The following is a 25582-nucleotide window of genomic DNA, read 5'->3' as shown; positions in this document are numbered from 1 at the left end:
CCCGCAGGGCCCGCTCCATGTCGGCGACCTTGACCGTCCCTCATGCCTGAGGTTGGCTCCGCCGCATGACCACGGTCGCCTACCGTGAATTGTTAACGCTCACATTCACAGGTGTCGTTAACGCTCACATGAGGGTCTCGACGGCCCGGCGCGCACGGTGAGCGACCACCACCTCAGGAGGCGCATGTGAGATACGCGTTTTCACTGTCCAGGCGCACCGCGACCTGGATCGTGGGCCTGCTGTGCATGCTGGCGTTACTCCCGGCCACCGCGGCCAGGGCGGACAACCCGATAATCCAGACCATCTACACCGCCGACCCGGCGCCTCTCGTCCACAACGGCCGGGTCTACCTCTACACCGGCCACGACGAGGACGGCTCGACGTGGTTCACGATGAACGAATGGCGGGTCTGGTCGTCGGCCGACATGGTGAACTGGACCGACCACGGCTCGCCGCTGAGCGTCGCCAGCTTCAGCTGGGCGAAATCCGACGCGTGGGCGGGCCAGACCATCTACCGGAACGGCAAGTTCTACTGGTACGTCCCCACGACCAGCCGGGCGTCCGGCAGGATGGCCATCGGCGTGGCCGTCTCCGACAGCCCCACCGGCCCCTTCAAGGACGCCCTCGGACGCCCGCTGGTGGAGAACGGCGAGATCGACCCCACCGTCTTCATCGACGACAACGGGCAGGCCTACCTCTACTGGGGCAACCCGAACCTGTGGTACGTCAAGCTGAACGCCGACATGATCTCCTACTCCGGCAGCCCTACGAAGATCAACCTCACCACCGCCGGGTTCGGCACCCGCACCGGTGACGCCAGCCGCCCGACCCTGTACGAAGAGGGACCCTGGGTCTACAAGCGGGGCAACCTGTACTACAACGTGTTCGCGGCGAAGTGCTGCTCGGAATTCATCGCCTACTCCACGGCCACCAGCCCCACCGGGCCGTGGACCTACCGGGGCACGGTCATGCCCACGCAGGGCGGCAGCTTCACCAACCACCCGGGGATCGTCGACTTCAACGGCGGTTCGTACTTCTTCTACCACAACGGCGCGCTGCCGGGCGGCGGCGGTTTCACCCGCTCGGTGGCCGTGGAGAAGTTCAGCTACAACGCCGACGGCACGATCCCGACGATCACCATGACCACGACCGGGGCGCCCCAGGTCGGCACACTGGACCCGTACGTCCGGCAGGAGGCCGAGACCATCGCCTGGGAGTCCGGCGTCGAGACCGAGCCGTCCAACGAGGGCGGCATGAACGTCGGGTTCATCGACAACGGCGACTACATCAAGGTCAAGGGCGTCGCCTTCGGCACCGGCGCCAGGTCCTTCAGCGCGCGGGTCGCCTCGGGCTCCGCCGGCGGCAAGATCGAGGTGCGGCGGGATAGCGTCAGCGGCACGCTGATGGGGACGTGCGACGTCCCGGGCACCGGCGGCTGGCAGACCTGGACGACCGTCTCCTGCCCGGTCACCGGCGCGACCGGCACCCACGACCTGTATCTCAGGTTCACCGGCGGGAGCGGCTACCTGATGAACGTGAACTGGTGGCAGTTCAGCGGCAGCGGGCCGACCTCCTCGCCTTCGCCGACACCCCCGGTCTCGCCCTCCCCCACGCCGCCGACTTCGCCGTCGCCGACACCCCCGGCTTCACCGTCGCCCAGCCCGGCCCAGTCGCCGGCCGGCGGTGCCTGCAGCGCGACCTACCGCACCACCAACTCGTGGGGCGGCGGCTTCCAGGGCGAGGTCACGGTCACGGCCGGCGGCTCGCCGATCAACGGCTGGACCGTCAAATGGAACCTCAGCAACGGCCAGAGCATCAGCCAGGTCTGGAACGGCACGCTGAGCACCAGCGGCTCGGCCGTGTCGGTGAAGAACGTCTCGTACAACGGCTCGCTGGGGGCCTCCGCCTCGACGACCTTCGGTTTCACCGCCGGTGGCACGCCGTCGACGCCGTCCCTCACCTGCACGAGCCCGTGAGCACCACGGACGAGTTCGTGAGCACGACAGCGGGAGGCCGCTGAAGGACGAGGTGGCGAACCCACGGCACCCGGGCGCGCGAGGGGCTGTGGGTTCGCCTCCGCCAGACACCACCGCTTCGCCGCGCCGTCAGACACCGTGGGCTCGCCGCCGTCAGGCATCATGGGCTCGGCCGTCAGACACCGTGGGCTCAGCCGCCGTCGGCCGGGCCTCCCCGGCCGTGCCGCGACGGCGCTCGTCAGCTCTCGGATGTGCCCTCGGCCACCGGCTGCGCTTCGCCGTACATGGAGTCGTGGGCCTTGCGGGGCGCGCAGACGCTGGCCTTGGAACACGCGCAGCGGCGGCCGCCCTCGTTGAGGCGGACGATGACGGAGTCGGACGGCACGTTGTGACCCACCACCGTGCCCGGGCCCTGTGGGGTGTCCACCGCGAGGCCCGCGCGCGGCGCCGACGCCCGGAACTCCTGATAGAGCGGGTGCTCGTACTTCAGGCAGCACATGAGCCGGCCGCAGGCGCCCGCGATCCTGAGCGGGTTGACCGGAAGGTCCTGGTCCTTGGCCATCCGCACGGAGACCGGCTCGAAGTCCTTCAGGAACGTCGCGCAGCACAGGTCGCGGCCGCAGGGGCCGATGCCGCCCTGGAGCCTGGCCTCGTCGCGCGGGCCGATCTGCCGCAGCTCGACCCGGGCCCGCAGGTTGCGGGCCAGGTCACGCACGAGCGCGCGGAAGTCGACCCGGTGGGGCGCGGAGAAGTACACGGTGTAGACGTTGTCGGCGTCCAGGTAGTCGACGCCGACGACCTTCATCGGCAGCTCATGGCGCTTGATCAGGCGCTTGGACACGCTCCTGGCCTCCGCCCTGCGGCGGCGGTTGGCCTCGTCCCTGGACAGGTGCTCCTCGCCCGCGATGCCCTGGCAGACGGGCAGGCCCTCGACGTCCTCGCTCACGTACTGCGGCGCCCACGCGCACTCGGCGACCTCCGGGCCCGAGTCGGTGGGCACGAGGACCTTGTCGCCCACCTTGGGAGAGTGACCACCGGGATCGAGGTAGTAGAGCCGTCCGTAGCGGGTGAAGCTCACCGCCATCATCATGCCCAAGCGCCGGCCCTCCTCGATCCTGTACGGCTAACGCGTCCGAACCCACCATACGTGTCGTACGGCGCCGGCAATCATGGCCTGTGGACAAACCCACGGCGGGGCCGGGAGACCCGGCCCCGCCGGAGTGGTGTGCCTACCAGGCCGCTTTGCCGACGGGCGCGCCCTTCGGGGAAATGCCGTAGGAGTGCAGCGTCCGGTAGCCGGACGGAGTGATCTCGCCCAGCTCACCGGGTCTGGAGACCAGGAAGTTCCGGCCGGTGCCGTCCACGTCGAGCATCCCGGTCGGAATCACCCCTCTGCCGGCGCGGGCATGAAGAACCTCGATCTGACGCCCTTCGAGGTCGTACGCCACGATGCCGTCGACGTCGTCCTTTATCGCGTCCTCCCCGGCCGTGCTCAGCTTGAGGGTCGTCTGCGCGGCGATCACTCGCGACCCGTCGGGTGTGATCGTGACCCCGAGAATCAGGGCCGGGGACGTCCCTGTCGTAGGCGTCAGCCTGATCACACGGGCGTCGTCGAGGGTGCCGGCGACGCCGGTGTCGAGCAGCATCGGATCCTGCGGACCCGAGCAGGCCCAAACGACCTTCGCATCCGGAGTGTCCTCCGGAGAGCCACTGGGCTCCGCGCCCGTCGACCGCGCCCTGCATCCCCATCCGTCCGGCGGGGACCCGGGGAGATCGGACACCGCGACGGCGACGTCGGCCCCGGGGCCGTCCGGCGCGGAGGCCGCCGCCGACGCACCGGCCTCGCCGGGCGCTCCCGAGTCCGGCGCGGGGGGCGCTCCGGTCTCGGTCCCGGCCGGCTCTACCGCCTCGCGGCCCGCGGCCACACCCGCCTCGGTCCCGGCGGGCCTCGCCGCGGGGTCGGCGGATGCCGGCTCGGAAGTCACACTCGTCTCCGCACCCGGCGCGGACGTGGCCGCGTTGACCGGTGAAGGCTCCGCCCCCGAGGCCGGGGGCTCCGACATGGAAAGCCGGGGTACTTCCGAGATCCCGAAGGCCGTTCCCATGGCCCTGGTGAGGAGCACGCGGCGTCCGTCCTCGGTCAGGGAGAGATCCCGGACGCTCGCCGGACGCGTCGACGTCCACGTACGGCTGCCGCCGGTCGCGGTGTCGGTGACGACGAGGGACACGCGCGGCTGCCCCGGCTCGCAGGAGAACAGCCCGTACGCGAGCGTCGCACCGTCGCCGCTCACCGCGAGCGCGGTGATCTCGGTGCCCGCCGGCGGCGCGTACGGAAGCTCGCCTTGTGAGGCGACCCTCCCCTCCCCGTCCAGGGTGAACTGGTACAGCCGCGAGCGGCAGCCGTCCGAGACGGTGGCCGCGTAGAAGACCCGGTTGTCGCGCGTCGCCTGCACCACGGCGAATCCCTCGTCCGTCGCGGGCCGCGGCACGACGTCGGTGCTGTGCCCGTCGGCGACGCTCCTGATCGTGATGTCGCCGGGGTCGCCGATCTGTGCGAGGAAGGCGGGGTCGGCGGCCGGGCCGACGGCGATGCCGGCGGCCGTGTCGCCGGTCACGCCACCGTGGCGCGCGACGGCCGCGCCGCCCGCGACCGCGAGCGTCACGGCGGCCGCCGCCGCGACCGGCATCAGCCACGTCCTGCCCCGTCCAGTGCTCACGCGCGTACGGCGGCGGACCGGGGCGGTCTCCGGGACGAACGGCGGGACGGCGTCGACCGTCTCCCCCACCGCGTGGGCGGCGTCCTGCAACCGGCGGATGACGTCGTTCATCGGGTCTCTCCCAGGAGGCGGCCGAGCGCGTCGAGCGCCCGGGAGGTGGTGGACTTGACGGTGCCCCGGCTGATCTTCATGACCCGCGCCGTCTCCTCTTCGGACAGCTCGGCGTAGTAGCGCAGGACCAGGGCCTCCCGCTGGCGCCGGGGCAGGCGGTGGAGGGCCTCCATGACCTCCCGCCGCTCCGCGCCGAGGATCGCGGCCGACTCGGCCGACCAGACGGGCGGGTCGTACGTGCCGGCGAACCAGGACGGCAGCCGCCGCCTGCGCAGCACGCTGCGGGCGTTGTTGAGCACCGCGGCGCGCACGTAGACGAGCGCCTTGTCCCGGTCACGCAGGCCGCCGAAGCGCCGGTGCAGACCGAGGAACGCCTCCTGCACCACGTCTTCGGCGCTCTCCCGGTCGCCGACCATGATCAGGGCGAGCCGGGTGAGGCCGAGGGCGTGCTCGGCGTAGAGACCACTGATCGTGTCGTCGGCGCCCGCCGACAGAGGCGGGACGCTCACGGGCCCCCCGGGTTGCTGATCGAGATCGAGCGTTTCGGCCTTCATGTACCAGAGACGCCGTACGCCCGCCGGGGTTGCTCGCGTCCTACGCGGGAGAGCGGAGGGCGAGGGTCATGGCCTCGACCGCGATCTGCGGGTTCACGTTGGCCGCCAGCCGCTCCCGGCACTTCATGATCGCGTCCGTACGGCGGAGCGTCTGCTCGGGAGTGGACGCGCGGGCGAGGGTCTCCACCTCGTGCCTGCGGTCCTCGTTAGCCAGCTCGACCGGAGCCCCGAACTGCACGGCCAGCACGTCGCGGTAGAACGCCACGAGTTCGAGCAGCGCGAGGTCGAGGGAGTCGCGCTTGATGCGGGTGGCCCGGGACTTCTGCATGGTCTCGAGCTCCTTGAGCGCTCCCGCGCCGCCCCGTACGAGGCCCTTGTTGAGCCCCTTGCCCGAGGAGCCCTCACCGTAGACCTTGCGCAGTTCGGCGGTCTCGGTCTCGTTCAGCGCGGTCGTGGCCGCGTCGGCGTCCTCGGTGGAGGTCTTCACCAGCCGCTCGGCGGCGGTGATGCACTCCGCCACGCCGGTCAGCGACCGGGGGATCGACAGCACGTCGTCGCGGCGGCGCCGCACCTCCTCGTCCAGCGCGAGCCGCCGCGCCCTGCCGATGTCCCCCTGGGCCGCCCGCGCGGCGTCGAGCGCCACGTCGTGGGGCACTCCGTCGCGGGTCACCAGCACGTTCGCGACCGCCTCGGTGGAGGGCGTGCGCAGCGTCACGACCCGGCAGCGCGAGCGGATCGTGATGATCATGTCGTCCGGGGAGGGCGCGCACAGCAGCCACACGGTCCGCGGCGGCGGCTCCTCGATGGCCTTCAGCAACGCGTTCGCCGCCGCCTCCGTCACCCGGTCGGCGTCCTCGAACAGCACGATCCGCCACCGGCCGAGCGTGGGCGCCCCCGCCGCCTTGAGCACGAGTTCGCGCGTCTGCCGCACGCTGTACGACAGCCCCTCGGGCCGTACGAACGTGACGTCCGGGTGCGAGCCGACCTCGACCTGGTGGCAGGCGTCGCAGTGGCCGCAGCCCCGCTGACCGCAGAGCAGCGACGCCGCGAACGCCTTGGCGGCCGTGGACCGCCCCGATCCCGGCGGCCCGGTGAACAGCCAGGCGTGGGTCATGCCCGCGCCGCGGCCCCCGGCGACGGCCTCCGCGGCGGCCGAGGCCGCCTGCCCCAAGACGTCGATCGCCCGGTCCTGCCCGATCAGATCCCCGAAAACGCTCATGCCACCCCCTCGCCTGGCGGCTCGGGGTCGCATTCGCGAATCGCGCTGTGCTTGTCGATTCGCTCGCTCCGCTCGCTCATGCCACCCCCTCGCCTGGCGGCTCGGGGTCGCATTCGCGAATCGCGCTGTGCTTGTCGATTCGCTCGCTCCGCTCGCTCATGCCGCTATCCGAAGTCGCGGATGGCGGGCATCGTGCCGGTGGCCTCCTCGGCCTCCTGCGGCACCGGATCGGGCAGGATCTCCCGCACCCGATCCTGGATCAGGCGCGTCACCTCGCGCTGGTCGAGCGTGCCGTCCACCACGAGATACCGGTCGGGATCGGCCGCCGCCAGCGCCCGGAACTCCCGCCGCACCCGCTCGTGGAACTCCAGCGGCTCGGCCTCGATGCGGTCGGCCGGCGAGGCCATGCGCCGCAGCCCGACCGCGGGCGGCACGTCGATGAGCACGGTGAGGTCGGGGACGAGCCCGCCCGTCGCCCACCTGTTGATCCTCGCGACGTCCTCCTTTTCGAGCGACCGCCCGGCGCCCTGGTAGGCCAGCGACGAGTCCACGTACCTGTCGCAGACCACCGTCGAGCCCCGCTGCAGCGCCGGCCTGATGACCTTCTCCACGTGCTCGGCCCGGTCCGCCGCGTACAGCATCGCCTCGGCCCGCGGGGACAGGCCCTGGTGCGCGGCGTCGAGCAGGATCGCCCGTAACCGCATGCCGACCTTGGTCGAGCCCGGCTCGCGGGTCTGCACGACGTCGAAGCCCTGGTCGCGCAGCCAGATCGCGAGCAGCCGCGACTGGGTGGTCTTGCCCGAGCCCTCGCCGCCCTCGAAGGCGATGAACAGCCCGCGCTCGGGGTTCGTCTCCTCCTCCTGGACGAACCGCCGCCCGCGCAGGGCGTTCAGCAGGTCGACCCCGATGGGGACCTCGGGACGGTCGTCCATGTGCCGCAGCGCGACCACCCCGACGGCGATCGCGAGCAGCGCGCCGAGGAGCAGCACGAGGTTGGTGCCGTCGAAGCGGTAGCTGAGCCCGGCTATCCGGACGACGTGCGCGCCGAACAGCGCAGCGAGGGTGGAGGCCAGCGCCACGACCAGCAGCAGCACCACCCGGGCCAGCGACTGCAGGAATGAGAACGTACGGCCGCGCAGCCCGTCCTCCACCTCCAGGCCGATCACCGTGTAGCCGATGATCCAGGCGATGCCGGCGCAGGCGCCCAGCACCACGGTCAGCACGACGACGACCACGAGGTTCTGGATGAGCGAGACGGCGGCCAGCGTCAGCCCCGCGAGCACGATCGACAGCCCGAACAGCCGCCGCCTGGACAGCCCCTTCAGCAGCCGCAGGCCGAAGAACATGCCGAACGCCATGCCGAGGAAGACGGCGCAGAACACCGCGCCGTACCCCGCGTCGCCGCCGCCCATGGCCTGCACGTACGCCTTGGCCACACCGACGACCGCGCCGCCGGCGGCGAAGGCGCCGAGCATGCCGATGATCAGGCCGCGCACGATCCGGTCGCCGCCGGCGAACCGCCAGCCCTCGGTGATCTGCCGGAACACCGACGGCGCGGCCACGTGCCTGACGTGGTTCTTGGGGATGGCCCGCAGCGTGAAGACCATCGCGGCGGAGGCCAGGTAGGCCAGCGCGTTGGCGTACAGCGCCACGCTGGTGGCCGCGACGGTGAACGACGGGACGGCCGCCGAGATCGTCGTCACCACAGCGGACACGATCGCGAACAGCGCCGCGGCCACGGGGGCCGTGCCGTACGTGACGAGAAGGTTGAGCTGGTTGGCCTCCTCGAGCCGCTCCTTGGGCACGAGGTTGGGCACGGTGGCGTCCTTGGCGGGCACCCAGAAGAGGTTCACGCACTCGACCAGGAACGTCGCGACGATCACCCACTGGTAGACGCCGACCAGCGGGATCGACAGCACCACCGCGAACCTCGCGAGGTCGGCGACGACCATCGTCAGCCTGCGGTCGAACCGGTCGGCCACCGCTCCCGCGAGCGGGCCGAGCAGGATCGCGGGCAGCATCTTGGCGACGAAGACGCCGCCGATGGCGAGGCTCTGCGCCTGGAAGCCGGATCCGGCGGTGAGGTTACCGGCCAGGGCGGTCAGCGCGATGATGTTGAGCCAGTCACCGAGGCTGCACGTCGCCATCGCCGTCCACAGCCTGCGGAACGGCGCGTTCGCCAGCACGTGCGGCTGCTTGCGTCGCGCGGCGGCGGCACGGCCAGGGATGCTCATGATGTCAGCGTATCCAGGTGCTAGCTGGGCTTGGGAGACGGACGAGCGGGCCGTGGAGGCCTGCTCGTCGCCTGAGGGTATTACGTCCGCCTCGTCCTCGCTGTCGAGATGGCGCCAATGTTCTGCCGGATTCCCGTGTTCCGGGGAGCGGTCAGGCCCGCAACTCGACGAGGGTGATCTCGGGTGGCGCGCCGACCCGTACCGGCGGCCCCCAGAAGCCCGCGCCCCGCGTGACGTAGACCTGGGTGTCGCCGCCGCCCGCGCGCGGCACGCTCGCCAGCCCCGCCACCACGGGCTGCTGCAGCGTCACCAGCAGGTTGAACGGCGCCATCTGACCGCCGTGGGTGTGCCCGGACAGCTGGAGGTCGACGCCGTGGGCGGCGGCCTGCGTCACCTGGACGGGCTGGTGGGCCAGGAGCACGACGGGCCGGTTCGCGTCGCGGCCCCCGAGAGCCCTGTCGAAGTCCGGGCCGTCGCCCGACGGCGCGCCGTTCAGGTCGTTGACTCCCGCCAGGTCGAGCACGGCTCCCGCGTGACGGATCTCGACTCGCTCGTTGCGCAGCGGCCGGACGCCCAGCGAGCGCAGCTCCTCGATCCATTCCAGGGGGCCGCCCGCGGTGTAGTACTCGTGGTTGCCGGTCACGAAATACGCGCCATAACGGGATTCGAGGGACCGCAGGGGCGTGGCGAGACGGCCCAGTTCGGCGACCGTGCCGTCCACCAGGTCGCCCACGATCGTCACGGCGTCGGCCTCCAGGCCATTGATCATCCGGACGATCCGCTCGGTGTGGCCCCGGCCGGTCAGCGGGCCGAGGTGGATGTCGCTGACGACCGCGATGCGCAGGCCGCTCATCCGGGGGTCGAGCCGGGGCAGTCGGACCGGCACCCGCTCGATCACCGGGTCGCCGAGAGCGCGGGTCACGCCGTAGCCCACGGTCGCGAGCGCACCCGCGGCCACGACTGCGGAGGCCGTGCGGGAGATGAACAGCCTGCGGTCGATCGCCGGCGCACCCGTGCCGATCCCTTCCACCGCCTGCCCGCCGGTCGCGGCCGTGCCGGGCGCGGGGGAGCCTCCCCCGGCCGCCGCACCCGCGAGCACCACCTCGTCCACCGGCGCCGCCTCCCCCTCGGCCCGCTCGCCCGCAGCCACGGCCGTCGTACGGCGGCGCCTGGACACGAGGAACGTCGCGACCGCCCGGGGCACCTCCATGACCAGCCCGAACACGAACAGGTAGAACATCATGGCCAGCCACAGGTAGCCGGGCCAGGCCACGACGCGCTCGACGTCCATGCCGAAGGACCGGCTGCCGACGAACGTCACCACCATCAGGGCCGCCAGGGCCACGAGCACCCACGTCAGCACCCGGCGCGAGCGCGATCCCGGCGTCGTCGACGCCCTGACCAGCCGCCGCCACAAGTAGAGGTGCACGACGACCACGGCTGTCAGGATCATGCCCACGAACCCCACGAGAACTCCCCTCGACCGGCTGGCGATCACGGCCCGGCCGACGACGATGCTACGAGCTCACACCGGCGGCCGCGTTCCCGGGTGCGACGGCGAGAATCGGCGCCCGCTGAAATTTTCACCGTCGAGTCGGCCTCATGCCGTGCCACCACCGGTGATCTTTGCCCACCCCGGAGAACGGGCGGACGATCGCGACGGAAGCGTTCTGGAGACGATGCCTCCGGCAGATCTCCGGGGGCGGACGACACGAGGTGACACATGAGAAGTCCCCGGCATTTGGCGTGGATGGCCGCAGGAGGGGTGGCCGTCGCGGCGATCGCGCTCCACGGCACGCCCGCTGCGGCGGTGGACGCCACGCCCTCCCCCACCCCGCGAACCAGCGTGAGCCCGTCGCCGAACAGCGATCCGGCCGTGCCGACCACGCCGCCGAGCGTGCGGCTGTGCCCGCCGCCGGTGCCGGCCGGCACCACCGAGGGATACGTCGGCCTGTGCTGGAGCGCGTCCACCGACGACGTCGGCGTCACCGGCTACGAGGTCTACCGGCTCACGGCCGACGGCTTCGTCAAGACGACGTCGACCACCGGCACCACCGTCGTGATGGGCGGCCTGGCGTACGGCCGGACCTACACCTTCTACATCGTGGCCAAGGACGCCGACGGCCACACCAGCCCGCCGACGGCGCTGATCAACGCGCAGGCGGTGACCGGCATGGTGGTCAGCCCGAGCCCGGTGACCGGAGACACCACCTCGCCCAGCAAGCCCACCGGGCTGCACGACGGCTGCGTGGCCGACTTCCCCGGCACGGAGTTCTGCTGGTCGGCGTCGACCGACAACGTCGGCGTCACCGGTTACGTCGTCTTCCGGCTGACCGCGACCGGCTGGGTGCGGGCCGGCGCCGCGTCCTCCACCTATTTCATGGAGGGCAACCTGGTGACGGGCCACAAGTACACCTACGTGGTGGTCGCCAGGGACGCGGCCGGCAACCTCAGCCTGCCGTCCGACCCGATCACCACTGTGGCCCGGCAGGGGTTCCCCACGTACAGCCCGTCGCCGAGCCCCCCAGTGAGCCCCTCGCCGAGCCCCTCGGCGACTCCCGCCGCCACCTGCGAGGTCGGCTACACCCAGTCGACGTGGAGCACGGGCCTCACGGCCGACCTGGTGATCACAAACACGGGCACCACGCCGATTTCGGGCTGGACGCTGCGGTTCGCCTTCCCGTCCGCGGGCGAGCGCATCGTCCAGGGCTGGTCGGCCGGCTGGAGCCAGGCGCCGGGGAACACGGTCACGGCCACCAGCCTGCCCTGGAACGCCACCCTCGCACCGGGCGCGTCCGCGCGCATCGGCTTCAACGCCTCCCACACCGGCGTCTCCGCCCCGCCGAGCGCTTTCACGCTCAACGGCACGACCTGCACCACAGCCTGACCTGCGCAGGCGCGGACGGCACCCGGGTGGCGGCCGTCGGCCGCCACCCGGGGCCGTGGATCACGACTTCGTGGCGGGCTTCTTCGCGGCGGTCGTCCTGGCGCGGGTCGTGCGCTTGGGAGCGGGCGCCCGCTCCCGCCGCTCGGCCAGCAGCTCCGCCGCCCGCTCCAGCGTGATGTCCTCGACCGTGTCGCCCTTGCGCAGGGACGCGTTGGTCTCGCCGTCCGTGACGTACGGGCCGAAGCGGCCCTCCTTCACCACGATCGGCTTCTTGGAGTTCGGGTCCTCGCCCAGCTCGCGCAGCGGCGGCGCGGCGGCGGCCCGGCCGCGTCCGCGCGCCTTCGGCTGCGCGAACAGCTCCTTGGCCTGCTCGATCGTGACCGTGAGCAGGTCCTCCTCGGAGCCGAGCGAACGCGAGTCGGTCCCCTTCTTGATGTAGGGCCCGAATCGGCCGTTCTGCGCGGTGACCTCCTCGCCGTCGATCTCGCCGACGACCCTGGGCAGCTGGAGCAGCTTGAGCGCCTGGTCCAGCGTGATCGTGTCCAGCGACATCGTCTTGAACAGCGAGCTGGTCCGCGGCTTGGGAACGTCCGCCTTCTTCGTCCGCTTCTTGCCCTCCGCGGGCGCGGGCTCCTCGGGCAGGATCTCGGTGACGTACGGGCCGAAACGGCCGTCCTTGGCCACGATCGTCCGGCCGGTCGCCGGGTCGACGCCCAGCTCGCGGTCGCCGCTCGGGCGCGAGAACAGCTCCTCGGCCTTCTCCGCGGTCAGCTCGTCGGGCGCCATGTCCTCGGGGATGTTCACCCGGGCGCCGTCGCGGTCGAGGTACGGCCCGTAACGGCCGACCCTGATCACGATGTCCGTGCCCTTGATCGGGAACGAGCTGATCTCCTTGGCGTCGATCTCCCCGAGGTCGGTGACCATCTCCTTCAGGCCCTCGTCGCCGTCCCCGCCGCCGAAGTAGAACCTGCGCAGCTCGGGCACCCGTTCGGCGCGGTCGTTGGCGATGTCGTCGAGGACCTTCTCCATGTCGGCGGTGAAGTCGTAGTCGACCAGGTTGCCGAAGTGCTGTTCGAGCAGGTTGACCACGGCGAACGCGAGGAACGACGGCACCAGGGCGGTGCCCTTCTTGAACACGTAGCCCCGGTCGAGGATCGTTCCGATGATGGACGCGTACGTCGAAGGCCGCCCGATCTCGCGGTCCTCCAGCTCCTTGACCAGCGACGCCTCGGTGTAACGCGCGGGCGGCTTGGTCGAGTGCCCCAGCGCGGTCAGCTCGGCCGCCGTGAGCCGGTCGCCCTCGGTCAGCGTGGGCAGGCGCTTCTCCGAGTCGTCCCGGTCGGTCGAGGGGTCGTCCGCGCCCTCGACGTACGCCTTGAGGAAGCCGTGGAAGGTGATCGTCCGTCCGGTGGCGCTGAACTCTACGTTCTCTCCAGCGCTGGAGGTGCCGCCGACCTTGACCGACACCGACTCGCCGACGGCGTCCTTCATCTGGGAGGCGACCGTACGCTGCCAGATCAGCTCGTACAGCCGGAACATGTCCCCGGACAGGCCGGTCTCGCCCGGTGTGCGGAACTCCTCACCGGACGGCCGGATCGCCTCGTGCGCCTCCTGGGCGTTCTTCACCTTGCTGGTGTAGACGCGCGGCTTGTCCGGCACGTACGCCGAGCCGTACAGCTTGATCGCCTGGTTGCGGGCGGCGGCGACGGCGGTCTCCGACAGCGTGATGCTGTCGGTACGCATGTAGGTGATGTAGCCGTTCTCGTACAGCCGCTGGGCCACCTGCATCGTGTACTTGGCGGAGAAGCCCAGCTTGCGGCTCGCCTCCTGCTGCAAAGTGGTCGTCCGAAACGGCGCGTACGGCTTGCGCGTGTACGGCTTACGCTCGACCGAGCGCACGGCGTAGGACACGCCCTCGAGACGGGCGGCGAGAGCCCTCGCGGCGGCCTCGTCGAGGTGGAGGACGTCGGCGCCCTTCAGCTTGCCGGTGGAGGCGAAGTCGCGGCCCTGGGCCACGCGCCTGCCGTCCACACCGGTGAGGCTGGCGGAGAACGTCCGGGGGTCGTCGCCGGCGCGGCCGGTGTCGAACAGCGCCTGCAGGTCCCAGTAGTTGGCGGCGGTGAACGCCAGCCGCTCCCGCTCGCGCTCCACGACCAGCCGGGTCGCGACCGACTGGACACGGCCGGCGGACAGCCGCGGCTTGACCTTCTTCCACAGGACCGGGCTGACCTCGTAGCCGTAGAGGCGGTCGAGGATGCGCCGGGTCTCCTGCGCGTCTACCAAGCGGAGGTTGAGGTCGCGGGGGTTGGAGACCGCGTCTCTGATCGCGTGCGGGGTGATCTCGTGGAACACCATGCGGTGCACGGGAATCTTGGGCTTCAGCACCTCGCGCAGGTGCCAGGCGATGGCCTCGCCCTCCCGGTCCTCGTCGGTGGCGAGGTAGAGCTCGTCGGCTTCCTTGAGAAGCTGCTTGAGCTTGGACACCTGTGACTTCTTGTCCGGGTTCACGACATAGAGCGGCTCGAACTCGTGGTCGACGTTCACCCCGAGGCGGGCCCAGGCCTCGCTCTTGTACTTCTCCGGGATGTCATCGGCCTTCTCCGGAAGATCACGGATGTGGCCGATGCTCGATTCGACGATGTAGCCGCGCCCGAGGTACCCGGCGATCGTCTTCGCCTTCGCGGGCGATTCCACGATCACCAGGCGGGTTCCGCCGGCGTTGCCGTTGTTGGCTGGCACGCTGCTTCCTACCTCGCTGTCCGCTGTCATTCCCCGTGCTGCCGGGCTTCGTGCTCCCGGCTCATGACACCCTCGTCGTCCGGGCCGGGGGCGATTACCCCCTTGGGGCGCCGAGGAGGCGCCGCTTTGAAGGTACCTGCCGCCGCACGTTCCTCCCCCTCGGGCTACCCGGTTATGTCCGGGAATGTAACCCGCCTGGCGCTGTTATCCACGGAGACGCAGAATAGAGCCCAACGAGTTCCCTAGCACGCCCCGGAGACCAATGGCTGTGCTCGACTACTCCTACCTGGACCTGTATCTCCCTCGGGACACCCCTCGTGAGGTGGCGAGGCAGATGCTCACCGAGCATGCCGAGCACGGGGACTGGGAACTGGAGCGGCTACGCCTTTATCCCGACGGCAGCAGGCGCGTCCGGCTGCGTCGGAAGATCATACGGGCCGCCAGGACCATGTGAGCCGCCGGGACGCGGACGCGCACGGTCAAAAGGGCTTTGCCCGTTCCCGGTCCGCCGGCGCGCGCGTCAAACGTGCGCCGACCCGTCTTGCGAAGATTACTCGGCAAATGAGCTTTGCCCGTCCCGGGCCGCGCCCCCGGAACGGGCAAAGCGTTCGTGCCTCCACCCACTGGCGGTGGGAAGGCGTCCTGGTCGCCCGCGCCGGGAGCCTCTGTCGAACGCTCCCTGGCGCGGGCGAGTGATATCCCTCGCCTCCGTCAGCCGCGCGCCGCCGGATCACATCCGTGCGGCCGTCGCCGCCGGAGGTGTTCCCGCGCCGACACGCGCGGCCGTACGGCTACTTGCGGCCGAGCCGGAAGCGGCGGGTGACGGCGAACAGGCTCGCCGAAGCGGCGAACATGGCGCCGAGGGCCAGAGCGAGGAACGAGGCCGGGTTCATCCCGGTCAGGCCGACCGGCTGCTCGGCGCTCATCAGCTTGAGGCCGCTCAGCTTGCCGAGCGGCAGCACGTCGGTGCTCTTGCTCAGGTCGCCGGTCGGGAGGCTGCGCGCCGTGTCGGCGACAGGCAGCGAGGCGGTCGCGTCCTCCAGCGTCTGCTGGGCGGGCAGCGTGCGGGTCGCGTCGCCCAGCGCGCCGCCGGCCTTGGAGACGGCCGCCGGGGTGCTGCCGCCCTTGTTCCCCTTCTTGGCGGGGGCGCCGGGCAGGCTCGGCGTCTCCGGCAGGCCGAGCATGTTCGGCAGATCGCCGATGACCGGAGCGGAGGGAGTCGCGGCGGCGCTCATCGGCTGCACCGTGTGCTTGCCGGACAGCATCGACGCACCCGGCATGGCCGGCATGACCGCACCACGGGCGGCCTTGTGCTGCGGGTAGCCGTGGTGCTTCCAGCCGCCGCCCACCTGGGCACCACCCAGGCACCCCGCGGCGGCGTCGCCGAGCACGGCGACCGCGTTGCCGCAGAGGTTGATCGGCGCGGTGATCGGGGCGACGATCTGGTTGCCCGCGAGGATCCCGTGCCTGCCCGAGGTGATGTTGCCGCCCGCGCCGCCCCCGCCGCCGAGGACCGAGGCGCCGCCACGGCAGCCCGCCTGGGACCGGCCGATGACCGACACCGCGTTGCCGCAGACGTTGACGGGGGCCGTGATCGGGGCGACGATCTGGTTGCCTCCGAGGATCGAGCCACGACCGGACGTGACGTTGCCGCCGGCACCCCGGCCGCCGTGCTTGGTCCAGCCGCCGACCACGGTCGCGCCGCCGCGGCAGCCCGCGAAGGCGTCACCGATGATCGCGACGGCGTTGCCGCAGACGTTGATCGGCACGGTGATCGGCGCGACCACCTGGTTGCCGCCGCCGACGCTGTGCACGCCACTGGTGACGTTGCCGCCCGCGCCGCCGCCGGACCAGCCGCCGTGCCCGCCATGCCCGTGGCCACCGTGCCCGTGCCCGCCGTGCCCGTGGCCACCGTGACCGCCGTAGCCGCCCTTGCCGCCGTGGCCGGGCTTGGAACCGCCCTGGCAGCTGCCCGAGCCGTTGCCGCAGACGTCGGCCGGCGTGACGATCGGCGCGACCACCTGCGTGCCGCTGCCCACCGAGAAGCGGCCGTCGTTGTCGTGTCCCGTCGAGCCGGGGCGGTGCGTGTGACCGCCCCCGTGGTGACCGCCGTACCCGCCGTGGCCACCGTGACCACCGTGACCACCGTGACCGCCATGGCCTCCTTGACCGCCGTGACCGTGACTGCCGTGGCCGCCGGAGCCGCCCACGGATGAGCCGCCGTGGCAGCCCGAGAACGCCTCGCCGATGATCGCGACGGAGTTGCCGCATACGTTGATCGGTGCGGTGATCGGGACGACCACCTGGTTGCCGCCCAGGACCGAGCCGCGGCCGCTGGTGCGGTTGCCGCCGGCGCGGACGCCGTCACGGCCGCCGCCGACGAAGGCGCCGCCACGGCACCCGGCGGTGGCGTCGCCGAACACGGCGATCGAGTTGCCGCACAGGTTGATCGGCGCGGTGATCGGCGCGACCACCTGGTTGCCGCCCCCGATGCTGTGCACGCCGCTGGTGCGGTTGCCGCCCGCGCTCGCGCGCTGTCCCGAGCCCTTGACCGCCGCGCCGCCACGGCAGCTCGCGTCGGACCGCCCGATGACCGACACCGCGTTGCCGCAGGCGTTGACCGGGGCGTTGATCGGCGCGACCACCTGGTTGCCGCCGAGGATGCTGCCCGCTCCGGAGGTCTTGTTCCGCCCTGCGCCCACGCCCGCGCCCTGCACGGCCGCGCCGCCCAGGGAGGAGGCCCGGGACTCGCCGACGACCGCCACCGCGTTGCCGCTGATGTCGATCGGCAGGGTCACCGGGATGTCGACCTGGTTGCCGCCGAGCACGGAATGGCTGCCGTCGGTGTCGGCGAAAGCCGCACCGTTGCCAAGGGCCATGACGCCGGCGGCCAGAAACGCCGCGGAAGCCGAGCCCTTCGCCCACGTTCGCATGATGAATGCTCCTAGTGGTTCTTCTAGGGGGTTACCTGACAGCTCGCGACGCATGTCCAGGCTGTATGAGCACAGCGGAGCCGTGGACGGTCACGAGGATGGGAGATTCCGCGTCACCCGCGGGAGCCTGCCGCCCGGGCACCACGAGCGAGGGCAGGCGATGGCACCGGTCGCCGTACGACGGGGACCGGCACGAAGGCGGGATCAGTCAGGAGAGAAAGACGGGTCGTCCGCCGCTGTGCGGACCACCGGGGGAACAACCGCCGCCAGTGGGGCGGGCAGCTTGGTGAAGCGCGGTTCGAACACATCCCGCGCGACATCCCCGAACAGGATGCTTCCACCGCTCGACTGCGGGACCAGGCCCTGGTCTGCGGGCGCGTGGTCCGCGGTGGAGGGCGGCGGGAGCAGAGGCTTCGACTGGCTCGTGAGCCCGTCGACCGTGCGCCCCGCCATCGCCTCGGCGTTCACCGAGACGTCGTTCGTCGCCGTGGGGAAACCGTCGGTGCTCTCCCCATGGGACCCGGCCGCGCCCGGTGAGGACGTCAGGCCGAGATCCGGACCTGTGAGACGGTCGGGAAGAACCGACCCGGCGACATCATGTGAGGGTGCGGCCCCGGCCACGGACGTCGCCGTGCCGAAGACGCCGAAGACCACGCCGAGCAGCCATCCGGCGGCGATCAGCCCGCCGATGACCAACAGGCGGCCCAGACGGGAACCGGCCGCGAACCGCGCCATCCGGCCCCGCTCGACGGAGCCGGGAGACGTGACGCGCACGCCGGGAGCGGTGACGGGCCTGTCGGCCCCCCACTGCTCCTGCGACGTGCGCGTCACGCGACCTCCCCAAACCGCTGAGTCGAACAGCCCGCCGGGTCAACCCGGAGCGGATCCAACCCCCAACGGAGAGTTACTGTAGCGGCACGGCATGTGATCGCAAGAGCTTTCTCAGCAGTATTCGAGGAAACGGTCAAGGACCCGGACGCCAAAGCGGAGCGAATCGACCGGAACCCGCTCGTCGACGCCATGGAACATCCCGGAGAAGTCCAAGTCTTCGGGAAGCCGCAGGGGCGCGAAGCCGTACCCGCTGATGCCGAGACGGCTGAACGCCTTGAGGTCGGTGCCGCCGCTCAGCGTGTACGGAACGGCCCGCGAGCCCGGGTCCTCCTCGTGCAGCGCGTCCGCCATCGCCTTGACCAGCGGGCCCTTGAAGGGGGTCTCGACCGCCACGTCGTGATAGACGAACTCCCGGGTCACGTTCGGCCCGAGCAGCTCGTCCACGGTCTGGAAGAACTCGTCCTCGTAGCCCGGCAGGAACCTGCCGTCCACGTGCGCGCTCGCGATCTGGGGGATGACGTTCGCCTTGTACCCGGCCTGGAGCATGGTCGGGTTGGTCGTGTTGCGGAGGGTCGCGCCGATCATCCGGGCCAGCGGCCCCAGGGTGGCCACCGCCGCCTCCGCGTCCTCCGCCTTGACCTCCGTGCCGAAGACCTCCTCGAAGAACGCCTGCACGGTGGGCGTGAGCCTCACCGGCCACTTGTGCCGGCCGATCCTGCCGACAGCCTCGGCGAGCTCGGTCACGGCGTTGTCGTCGTTGAGCATCGAGCCGTGCCCGGCCCTGCCCTTGGCGGTCAGGCGCATCCAGGCGATGCCCTTCTCCGCCGCCTCGATCAGGTACAGCCTGCCCTGCTCTGTGGTCACGCTGAAGCCGCCGACCTCGCCGACGGCCTCGGTGCAGCCCTCGAAGACGTCCGGGTGCCGCTCGGCCAGCCACTGGGCGCCGTAGTGCCCCCCGGCCTCCTCGTCCGCGGTGAAGACGAGGACGACGTCCCTGGGAGGCCTGCGCCCCTCGCTCAGCCGCCGCCGCACCACGGCGAGGATCATCGCGTCCATGTCCTTCATGTCGACCGCACCGCGGCCCCAGACGCACCCGTCGGCGATCTCGCCGCTCAGCGGGTGATGGGTCCAGTCGGCGGCGTCGAACGGCACGACGTCCAGATGGCCGTGGAGGACCAGGGCGTCCCTGCTCGGGTCGGCGCCCTCGACACGGGCGACCACGTTCGCCCGCCCGGGGTCGGACTCGAGGATCCGCGGCTCCAGGCCGACCTCCGACAGCTTTCCCGCCACGTATTCCGCGGCCTCACGTTCCCCTGGCCCCGCGTTGTCCCCCGCGTTGACCGAGTCGATGCGGATCAGGTCGCGGCACAGCTCGGCGACCTCGTCCTCCCCGTAGCGTGGGGTCATTGCGCCTCCTCCTGCCGGCGGATCCGTCCGAGGTCCGGCCCGCCCTTTTCACGTCGTACGGCTCGCGCCTCCATCCTGCCGCCGTACGGGCGTGACGTTCACCCCCGGGCTGCCGCGAGCCGCGCCGGGCGCATTCCCGGTATGAAGCAGGGCGGAGAGAGTGCTAACCTGTATCCGCCGACGCGGGATGACGATCCTGCGTAAGGCACCACGTCCGGGTGGCGGAATAGGCAGACGCGCTAGCTTGAGGTGCTAGTGCCCAGTGATGGGCATGGGGGTTCAAGTCCCCCCTCGGACACAAGTCATTTCCTCATGTGAGGGCTGAGATTCGTCTTGGCCCTCACTTTTGTTTACCCGAGCGGTAGGTCAGCCGTAGGGATGAGCCCGACGGTGTCGCGTCTCATGCCGCCCTGGAGACTTCGTCGCCAGGTGCCCCGTCCGTGCTCGGCATGGGGGGAGGCAGGGCCTGTTCGCACCAGATGGTTTTGCCACTGATCGTCTGCCTCGTGCCCCAACTCTGCGTGAGCTGTGCGACCAGCAGCAGCCCGCGGCCTCCCTCGTCGAAGACGCGGGCCCGGCGCAGGTGCGGTGCGGTGTTGCTGCCGTCCGAGACCTCGCAGATCAGTGTGCGGTCGCGGATCAGTCGCAGCTGGATGGGGCCGGTCCCGTGGCGCATGGCGTTGGTGACCAGCTCGCTCACCACGAGGCCGGTGACGAACTCCATTTCGTCCAGTCCCCACACGAAGAGCTGCTCGATGGCGAGCTTCCGGGTGGGTGCGACCAGGGCCGGGTCGGCGGGGACGTCCCACGTGGCGACTTGGTCCGGGGAGAGGGCTTCGGTGCACGCGAGGAGAAGGGCCGCGTCGTCGGCCGCGCGGCCGTTCAGCAGGGCGCCGGTCACGGCGTCGCAGGTGTCTTCGAGTGACGCCGCCGGCAGCGCCAGGGCACGGCGCAGCTCGGCGAGGCCCTGGTCGATGTCCCGGTCGCGGGCTTCGACCAGGCCGTCGGTGAACAGGGCGATGACGGTGCCCTCGGCCAAGCGCAGCTCGGTGCTCTCGAAAGGCAGGCCGCCGACACCGAGAGGAGGGCCGACCGGCCCGCTCACCAGTTCCGTGGTGCCGTCGGGAGTGAGCAGGACAGGCAGCGGGTGACCGGCGGTGGCCGCGGTGCACACGCGTGAGACGGGGTCGTAGACGGCGTACAGGCACGTGGCGCCCAGCTCGGCGAACGCCGCCGTGTCGCGTTCCGCCACGCCGGGCTGTTCGTCGCTGGTGAGGTGGATGACCAGGTCGTCCAGGTGGGTGAGGAGCTCGTCAGGTGGCAGGTCGACGTCGGCCAGGGTGCGTACGGCGGTGCGCAGCCGGCCCATGGTGGCGGCGGCGTGGATGCCGTGACCGACGACGTCCCCGACGACGAGGGCGACCCGGCAGCCGGACAGCGGGATCACGTCGAACCAGTCGCCGCCCACCCCGGTCTGCGCGCTCGCCGGCAGATAACGGGAGGCGATCTCCACCGCCGGCTGCACGGGCAGCCGCTGGGGCAGCAGACTGCGCTGCAGGGTCAGCGCGGTGGTGCGTTCACAGGTGTAACGGCGGGCGTTGTCGATGAGGACGCCCGCCTTGGAGGCCAGTTCCACCGCGTAGGACAGATCCTCCTCGTCGAATCGCCCGGGCAGACGCGAGCGCCAGAAACTGACCACGCCCATCCGCATCCCCTGGGCACGTAGCGGAGTCGCGATCAGGGAGTGGATGCCGTCGCCCAGGATCCGATCGGTCTCTTCCGGGTCCCGGGACCGCCACGCGGTGGAAGCCCGCAGATCGGGCTCGATCACGGCGAGGCCACCGTCAAAACTGCGGGCCTGAGGCGTGGACGGGGCCCACGTGATCGGCACGCCGGGCGGGTGGAACGACGCGGTGTCTTCGATGCCTCCGACGGCCACCCGGCACAGCGTCTCGCCCTCGTCCGGCGGCTGGTGGTCATCGCCTCGCAAGACACCCGCTACCAGGTCGACCGTGACGAAGTCGGCGAACTCGGGGACCACTACCTTCACCAGCTCTTCCGCGGTCCGCCTCACATCGAGGGTAGTGCCCATCGCCGTGCTGGCGTCGTACAGCAGTTTGAGGCGCCTGTGCGCCCTGTCTGTCAGCTCGCGGCTCTCCTCCAGCGAGCGTCCCATGCTGTTGAACGCGACTTCGAGCTCGCCGATCTCGCCGGCACCGGTTTCCGGCATGCGCGCCGTGAGGTCTCCGCCGGCCAACCGGGAAGCGACTGCGGCCGCTTTGCGGACCGGCCGGACGATCGACCGGATCAGGTAGGCGTCGAAGAGAAGGATGAGCAGGATCGACCCCGCCACACCGGCCGCCGCCGCCACGGTGGCCCGGACAGCGGCATCGGCGGCACGCTCTTGCCGCGACGCGAGAAGTTGATTCTCAAAATTCACGAAGCGCTCGAATTGGCCCCTTATCGCGTCGACACGGCGCTTCCCCTCTGCCGTCACCGCCACGGTTCGGACGGATGCCGGATCTCGCCGCGCGGCCTCCACGGTCGGCATCGAATAGTCACGGATGTAGGCCTCGATGGACTGCTTGATCTGGCGCGCTCGGTCTGCCTGCGCGGCGCTCTGGACGCTCGCGAGCCGCTCCAGGGTGGCCGCCTGCTCGGGGATGGAGGCACGGGCCTGTCTCCACGGTTGCAGGAAGCTCTCGTCTCCGGCGATGACGAACCCCCGCTGACCGGTCTCAAGGTCGATGACGAGCCTGTGGAGGTGGTTCGCGGTCGTCAGCACATGCCTGGAGTGGTTTGTGAGATGCACCGCCTCACGAAGACCCGAAATCGCCGGCAGGAGGAACGCGAAGGCGCCGCAGATGAGGCCCAAGATCAGCATGCTCACCACGATCGTGCGCCGGGTCAGTCCGCCTTTTCCCTCGGCCCATCGTGTGCGACGCGAACCGCTCACCCGCATGGCATGCCTCGTGACCAGCAGGAATAACACCTACTTCGTCATCCTACGACTATGACTCCTGCGCTGCCGGAAGGCAGCGGCCGCCGGCCCCACGACGGTCGCAGCAGCGGGGTCAGCGGAGGGCCAGTTCGGCGACCCGGCGGGCGAGCAGGCGGGCGGGGTCGACGACGGGGACGGGGACGCGGGAGGCGTCCAAGGCCAGGACGATCTCGGTGCACGCCGCGACGACCCGCTCGGCGCCGCGGTCCACGAGGGAGCGCGAGACATCCTCGAGACTCAGCCTGAGCTGCATCATCGGCCCGTCGGGCTCGGGCAAGTCCACGTTCCTACGGTGCGTCAACGGCCTGGAGCCCGTGCTGGGCGGCAGCCTGCGCGTGCTCGGGGAGGAGGTCGGCCACGCGCTGCGCGACGGCAGGTACCACCCCTGGACTGCCAAGGAGTTCGCCGTCTTCCGCAGGAACATCGGCATGGTGTTCCAGCGATTCAACCTGTTCGCCCACCAGAGCGCGCTGGAGAACGTCGCGTGCGGGCCCGTCCACGTGCTGGGCATGTCCCAGGACCGGGCACGGACGCTGGCGATGGAGCACCTGGACCGCGTGGGCCTGGCCGACCACGCGCACAAGCGGCCCCACCAGCTCTCCGGCGGCCAGCAGCAGCGGGTGGCCATCGCGAGGGCGCTGGCGATGAAGCCCACGCTGATGCTGTTCGACGAGCCGACCTCCGCCCTCGACCCCGAGCTGGTGGACGAGGTGCTCGAGGTCGTGAAGGGCCTGGCGGCCGATGGGATGACGATGGTCGTGGTGACCCACGAGATCGCCTTCGCCCGGGAGGTCGGCGACCGGCTGACCTTCTTCGCCGACGGCGTGGTCGTCGAACAAGGCCGTCCCCGCGACCTTCTCGCCGCGCCGGAGCACGAGCGCACCCGCGCGTTCCTGTCCAGCGTCCTGGGCGGCAAGGAGGGCTCCACCACGAAGTGAGCGCCGGTCGCAGGGGCCGCGGTCCACGGACCGGCGAGGCTCCTCGGCCCGGTGCGAGTCCACCCACCCTGGCGAGGTGGTCAAGCGAGCGACTTGGACCTCTCCCGGCGCTCGCGGGCGCGGATCGCCAGGGTCACGGGTACGGCGTGGCCCAGCACTCCGGCGCCCCAGCCCAGGACGGGCCAGATCGGCCACGGATACCAGAAGTCCGTCGCCCGGCCGACGGCGAGCCAGACGACCACCATGAGGAGCGACACGCCGGCGTAGACGCCGGCGTGGATTCGCACCCCGAGCCTGGCCGCCCTGGCCTTCCGGGCCCTGCGCAGCGCCCGGTCCCTCGACGTGCGCAGCTTGGCCGGCAGGTCGGCGAGAAGAGCGTCGAGCTCGCCGCGGTGCCGCGCCCGCGTGGCGATGTCGAGGCGCTCGTCGAACTCCTCCTTGGTCAGGTAGCCGGTGCCGAACGCGTCGCCGAGCAGCTCGATGGCGCGGTCACGCTCTGCGGCGCCGGCCCGGGGAGCGGTGGCCGGGGCGGCGGCGGGCCTGGAGCCCAGCGCTGTGCCGGAGTCGGTGGTCAAGGGGGCCTCCAGGAGTCGGGCAGACGATCTCCGCGATTGTGGATAACGCAAGCGTCGCATGAACGCATTGGCTAATGCAAGACGCTATAGTTAACATGCGTAAACACAAGAGGGGAGACAGACCGATGGAGGGGTCCTCGACGACCGGTCCTTCACGACGCCAGAGGGTGCGTGACGCCACACTGCGCGAGCTGATCTCGGTGAGCCGCGGGATCCTGACGGCCCAGGGCGTCGAAGCGCTGACGATCCGGGCGGTCGCCCGGGAGATGGGGATGACCCCGCCCGGTGTCTACCGCTACTTCGACAGCCACCGCGCCCTCCTCGACGCGGTCATCGTGGCGATCCTGGACGAGCTCACCGCGTTCGTCGCCGGCAGGGTCGGCGAGGTGGACGAGGCGGACACGGCGGGCCGGCTCGTGGCCGCCAGCAGGGCGTTGCGGCGCTGGGGGGTCGAGCACCCCCGGGAGTTCCACCTCTCCCTGGTCGCGTCCCCTCCGGAGGAGGAGCAGAACCAGGCGGTCGGCCGTGCGCGAGGCCAGGTGGGCAGGCTGTTCGGAGTGATCTTCGTCGAGGCGTGGCGGGACTACGGCAGCGCCTCCCCCGCTCCCTGGCCCCGCGAGCCCCGGATCGAGCCGCTGGCCGAGCGGTTCGTCCGGATGCTGGAAATCACGATGCCCTCCACGGCCGCCGCGGCCGCCTTCACCCGTTGCTGGACGCGGCTCTACGCAATGGTCTGCCTGGAGTCGCTCGGCCTTCCGCGGATCATCGGTGACGAGGAGGGCGATCTGTTCGAGGCGGAGCTGACCGACCTCGCGCGGACACTCGGTCTTCCCGAGGCCGCCCTGGACGCCGGCCGCTGACGTTCACCCACCGCCGTCCCCGTACGGCCTCACCATGTCCGAACAGGAGAGCCCATGACCCCCCTGCAGCTCAGTCAGCCGACCCAGCTGATCGCCGGCGCCGTCCTGCTGACCGTCGTGACCATCGAGTTCGGCGGGTGGTTCCTCACCCGGATCGTCCGCGGCGCGGTGCCGATGACGCCCTTCCAGCAGACGTTCGCCCGCGCCGGCCACGCGCACGCGGGGGTGCTGGTCACCCTCGGGCTGGTGTGCCTCCTCTTCGTCGACGCCACCGGCCTCGACGGCGTCGCCCTGTGGACCGCCCGGCTCGGCGTGCCGGCAGCCGCCGCGCTGATGTCCGCCGGATTCTTCCTGTCGTCCCTCGGACGGGACGTGACCCGGCCGAACCGTCTGATCATCCTGCTCTGGCTCGGCGCGCTCTGCCTGGCGGCGGGCGTGCTGACACTCGGCATCGGCCTGCTGACGAGCTGATCGGGGCGATCGGCGCGCGAGAGCTGTGCATACCACCCGCTTCCCGGGGTACGCGAGAGCGGGAGAGTGCGCTACGGGGCCCGCGCGGGACGGCGGCGGACAGGTCATCCGTCACGTCCCGTGCGGGC

18 protein-coding genes, 1 tRNA gene and 1 pseudogene are annotated in these 25582 nt (G+C 71.2%); 7 read left to right on the top strand and 13 right to left on the bottom strand.

Annotated features, from left to right (window positions below; translation table 11 throughout):
- The first annotated feature begins 186 nt into the window (after positions 1-186).
- Positions 187-1977 (top strand): family 43 glycosylhydrolase, encoded by a 1791-nt coding sequence (locus tag AB0J39_RS06575; RefSeq protein ID WP_363462420.1) that lies wholly within the window; start codon positions 187-189, stop codon positions 1975-1977.
- Between the two features lie 238 nt (positions 1978-2215).
- Here AB0J39_RS06575 and ricT read toward each other — a convergent pair whose 3' ends face one another.
- From ricT to AB0J39_RS06545, 6 genes are all read right to left on the bottom strand, one after another.
- Positions 2216-3067: a regulatory iron-sulfur-containing complex subunit RicT gene (ricT, locus tag AB0J39_RS06570; protein ID WP_363462443.1), complete on the bottom strand. Its 852-nt coding sequence runs from the start codon at positions 3065-3067 to the stop codon at positions 2216-2218.
- Positions 3068-3206: 139 nt separating this feature from the next.
- Positions 3207-4805 carry a hypothetical protein gene (locus tag AB0J39_RS06565; RefSeq protein WP_363462419.1) on the bottom strand — a complete coding sequence of 533 codons (1599 nt, stop codon included), beginning with the start codon at positions 4803-4805 and terminating at the stop codon, positions 3207-3209.
- A complete protein-coding gene (locus tag AB0J39_RS06560; protein WP_363462418.1) occupies positions 4802-5314 on the bottom strand; it encodes a SigE family RNA polymerase sigma factor in 513 nt (170 codons plus the stop codon). The genes AB0J39_RS06565 and AB0J39_RS06560 overlap by 4 nt, the downstream gene beginning before the upstream one ends.
- A gap of 85 nt (positions 5315-5399) precedes the next feature.
- The gene (locus tag AB0J39_RS06555) at positions 5400-6578 is read right to left on the bottom strand and encodes a DNA polymerase III subunit delta' (RefSeq protein WP_363462417.1); all 1179 of its coding nucleotides are present in this window, start codon (positions 6576-6578) and stop codon (positions 5400-5402) included.
- A gap of 164 nt (positions 6579-6742) precedes the next feature.
- Positions 6743-8812 carry a dTMP kinase gene (gene tmk / locus AB0J39_RS06550; protein WP_363462416.1) on the bottom strand — a complete coding sequence of 690 codons (2070 nt, stop codon included), beginning with the start codon at positions 8810-8812 and terminating at the stop codon, positions 6743-6745.
- Between the two features lie 151 nt (positions 8813-8963).
- On the bottom strand, positions 8964-10265 hold the full coding sequence (locus AB0J39_RS06545) for a metallophosphoesterase (RefSeq protein ID WP_363462415.1): 1302 nt from the start codon (positions 10263-10265) through the stop codon (positions 8964-8966).
- 270 nt (positions 10266-10535) lie between these two features.
- Here AB0J39_RS06545 and AB0J39_RS06540 point away from each other — a divergent pair, with 270 nt between their 5' ends.
- On the top strand, positions 10536-11699 hold the full coding sequence (locus AB0J39_RS06540) for a cellulose binding domain-containing protein (protein WP_363462414.1): 1164 nt from the start codon (positions 10536-10538) through the stop codon (positions 11697-11699).
- Positions 11700-11759: 60 nt separating this feature from the next.
- On the opposite strand, the gene topA is transcribed toward AB0J39_RS06540, so the two are convergent.
- Positions 11760-14438 carry a type I DNA topoisomerase gene (gene topA / locus AB0J39_RS06535; RefSeq protein WP_363462413.1) on the bottom strand — a complete coding sequence of 893 codons (2679 nt, stop codon included), beginning with the start codon at positions 14436-14438 and terminating at the stop codon, positions 11760-11762.
- A gap of 268 nt (positions 14439-14706) precedes the next feature.
- On the opposite strand from topA, the gene AB0J39_RS06530 reads away from it, so the two are divergent.
- Entirely contained in the window at positions 14707-14892 is a 186-nt protein-coding gene (locus AB0J39_RS06530) for a DUF5703 family protein (protein WP_142624889.1), read from the top strand.
- A gap of 337 nt (positions 14893-15229) precedes the next feature.
- Here the strand turns inward: AB0J39_RS06530 and AB0J39_RS06525 are convergent, their stop codons facing one another.
- The 3 genes from AB0J39_RS06525 to AB0J39_RS06515 form a co-directional block, all read right to left on the bottom strand.
- Positions 15230-17371 (bottom strand): chaplin family protein, encoded by a 2142-nt coding sequence (locus tag AB0J39_RS06525; protein ID WP_363462412.1) that lies wholly within the window; start codon positions 17369-17371, stop codon positions 15230-15232.
- 204 nt (positions 17372-17575) lie between these two features.
- Positions 17576-18202 (bottom strand): hypothetical protein, encoded by a 627-nt coding sequence (locus AB0J39_RS06520; RefSeq protein WP_363462411.1) that lies wholly within the window; start codon positions 18200-18202, stop codon positions 17576-17578.
- A 111-nt stretch (positions 18203-18313) separates the two neighbouring features.
- On the bottom strand, positions 18314-19609 hold the full coding sequence (locus AB0J39_RS06515) for a M20/M25/M40 family metallo-hydrolase (protein WP_363462410.1): 1296 nt from the start codon (positions 19607-19609) through the stop codon (positions 18314-18316).
- Positions 19610-19821: 212 nt separating this feature from the next.
- On the opposite strand from AB0J39_RS06515, the gene AB0J39_RS06510 reads away from it, so the two are divergent.
- Positions 19822-19907, top strand: a tRNA-Leu gene (locus AB0J39_RS06510).
- Positions 19908-20009: 102 nt separating this feature from the next.
- Here AB0J39_RS06510 and AB0J39_RS06505 read toward each other — a convergent pair.
- Complete coding sequence (locus AB0J39_RS06505; RefSeq protein ID WP_363462442.1) at positions 20010-22493, bottom strand: SpoIIE family protein phosphatase; 2484 nt, start codon at positions 22491-22493, stop codon at positions 20010-20012.
- Positions 22494-22683: 190 nt separating this feature from the next.
- Positions 22684-22893, bottom strand: a complete 210-nt coding sequence (locus AB0J39_RS06500) for a hypothetical protein (protein WP_363462444.1) — start codon at positions 22891-22893, stop codon at positions 22684-22686.
- On the opposite strand from AB0J39_RS06500, the pseudogene AB0J39_RS06495 reads away from it, so the two are divergent.
- Positions 22853-23548 (top strand): annotated as a pseudogene (locus AB0J39_RS06495) (amino acid ABC transporter ATP-binding protein); the annotation flags it as partial. The gene AB0J39_RS06500 and the pseudogene AB0J39_RS06495 overlap by 41 nt on opposite strands.
- Before the next feature lie 80 nt (positions 23549-23628).
- Here AB0J39_RS06495 and AB0J39_RS06490 read toward each other — a convergent pair.
- Entirely contained in the window at positions 23629-24123 is a 495-nt protein-coding gene (locus AB0J39_RS06490) for a DUF1707 domain-containing protein (RefSeq protein WP_363462409.1), read from the bottom strand.
- A gap of 167 nt (positions 24124-24290) precedes the next feature.
- Between AB0J39_RS06490 and AB0J39_RS06485 the strand changes: the two genes are divergently transcribed.
- Positions 24291-24983, top strand: a complete 693-nt coding sequence (locus AB0J39_RS06485) for a helix-turn-helix domain-containing protein (protein WP_363462408.1) — start codon at positions 24291-24293, stop codon at positions 24981-24983.
- 54 nt (positions 24984-25037) lie between these two features.
- Positions 25038-25454 carry a hypothetical protein gene (locus AB0J39_RS06480; protein WP_204051744.1) on the top strand — a complete coding sequence of 139 codons (417 nt, stop codon included), beginning with the start codon at positions 25038-25040 and terminating at the stop codon, positions 25452-25454.
- Positions 25455-25582 lie beyond the last annotated feature (128 nt).

This window comes from Microbispora sp. NPDC049633, from assembly GCF_040675265.1.
GTDB classification, from domain to species: Bacteria; Actinomycetota; Actinomycetes; order Streptosporangiales; family Streptosporangiaceae; genus Microbispora; species Microbispora maris.
This window is presented reverse-complemented; position numbering and strand designations above follow the sequence as displayed.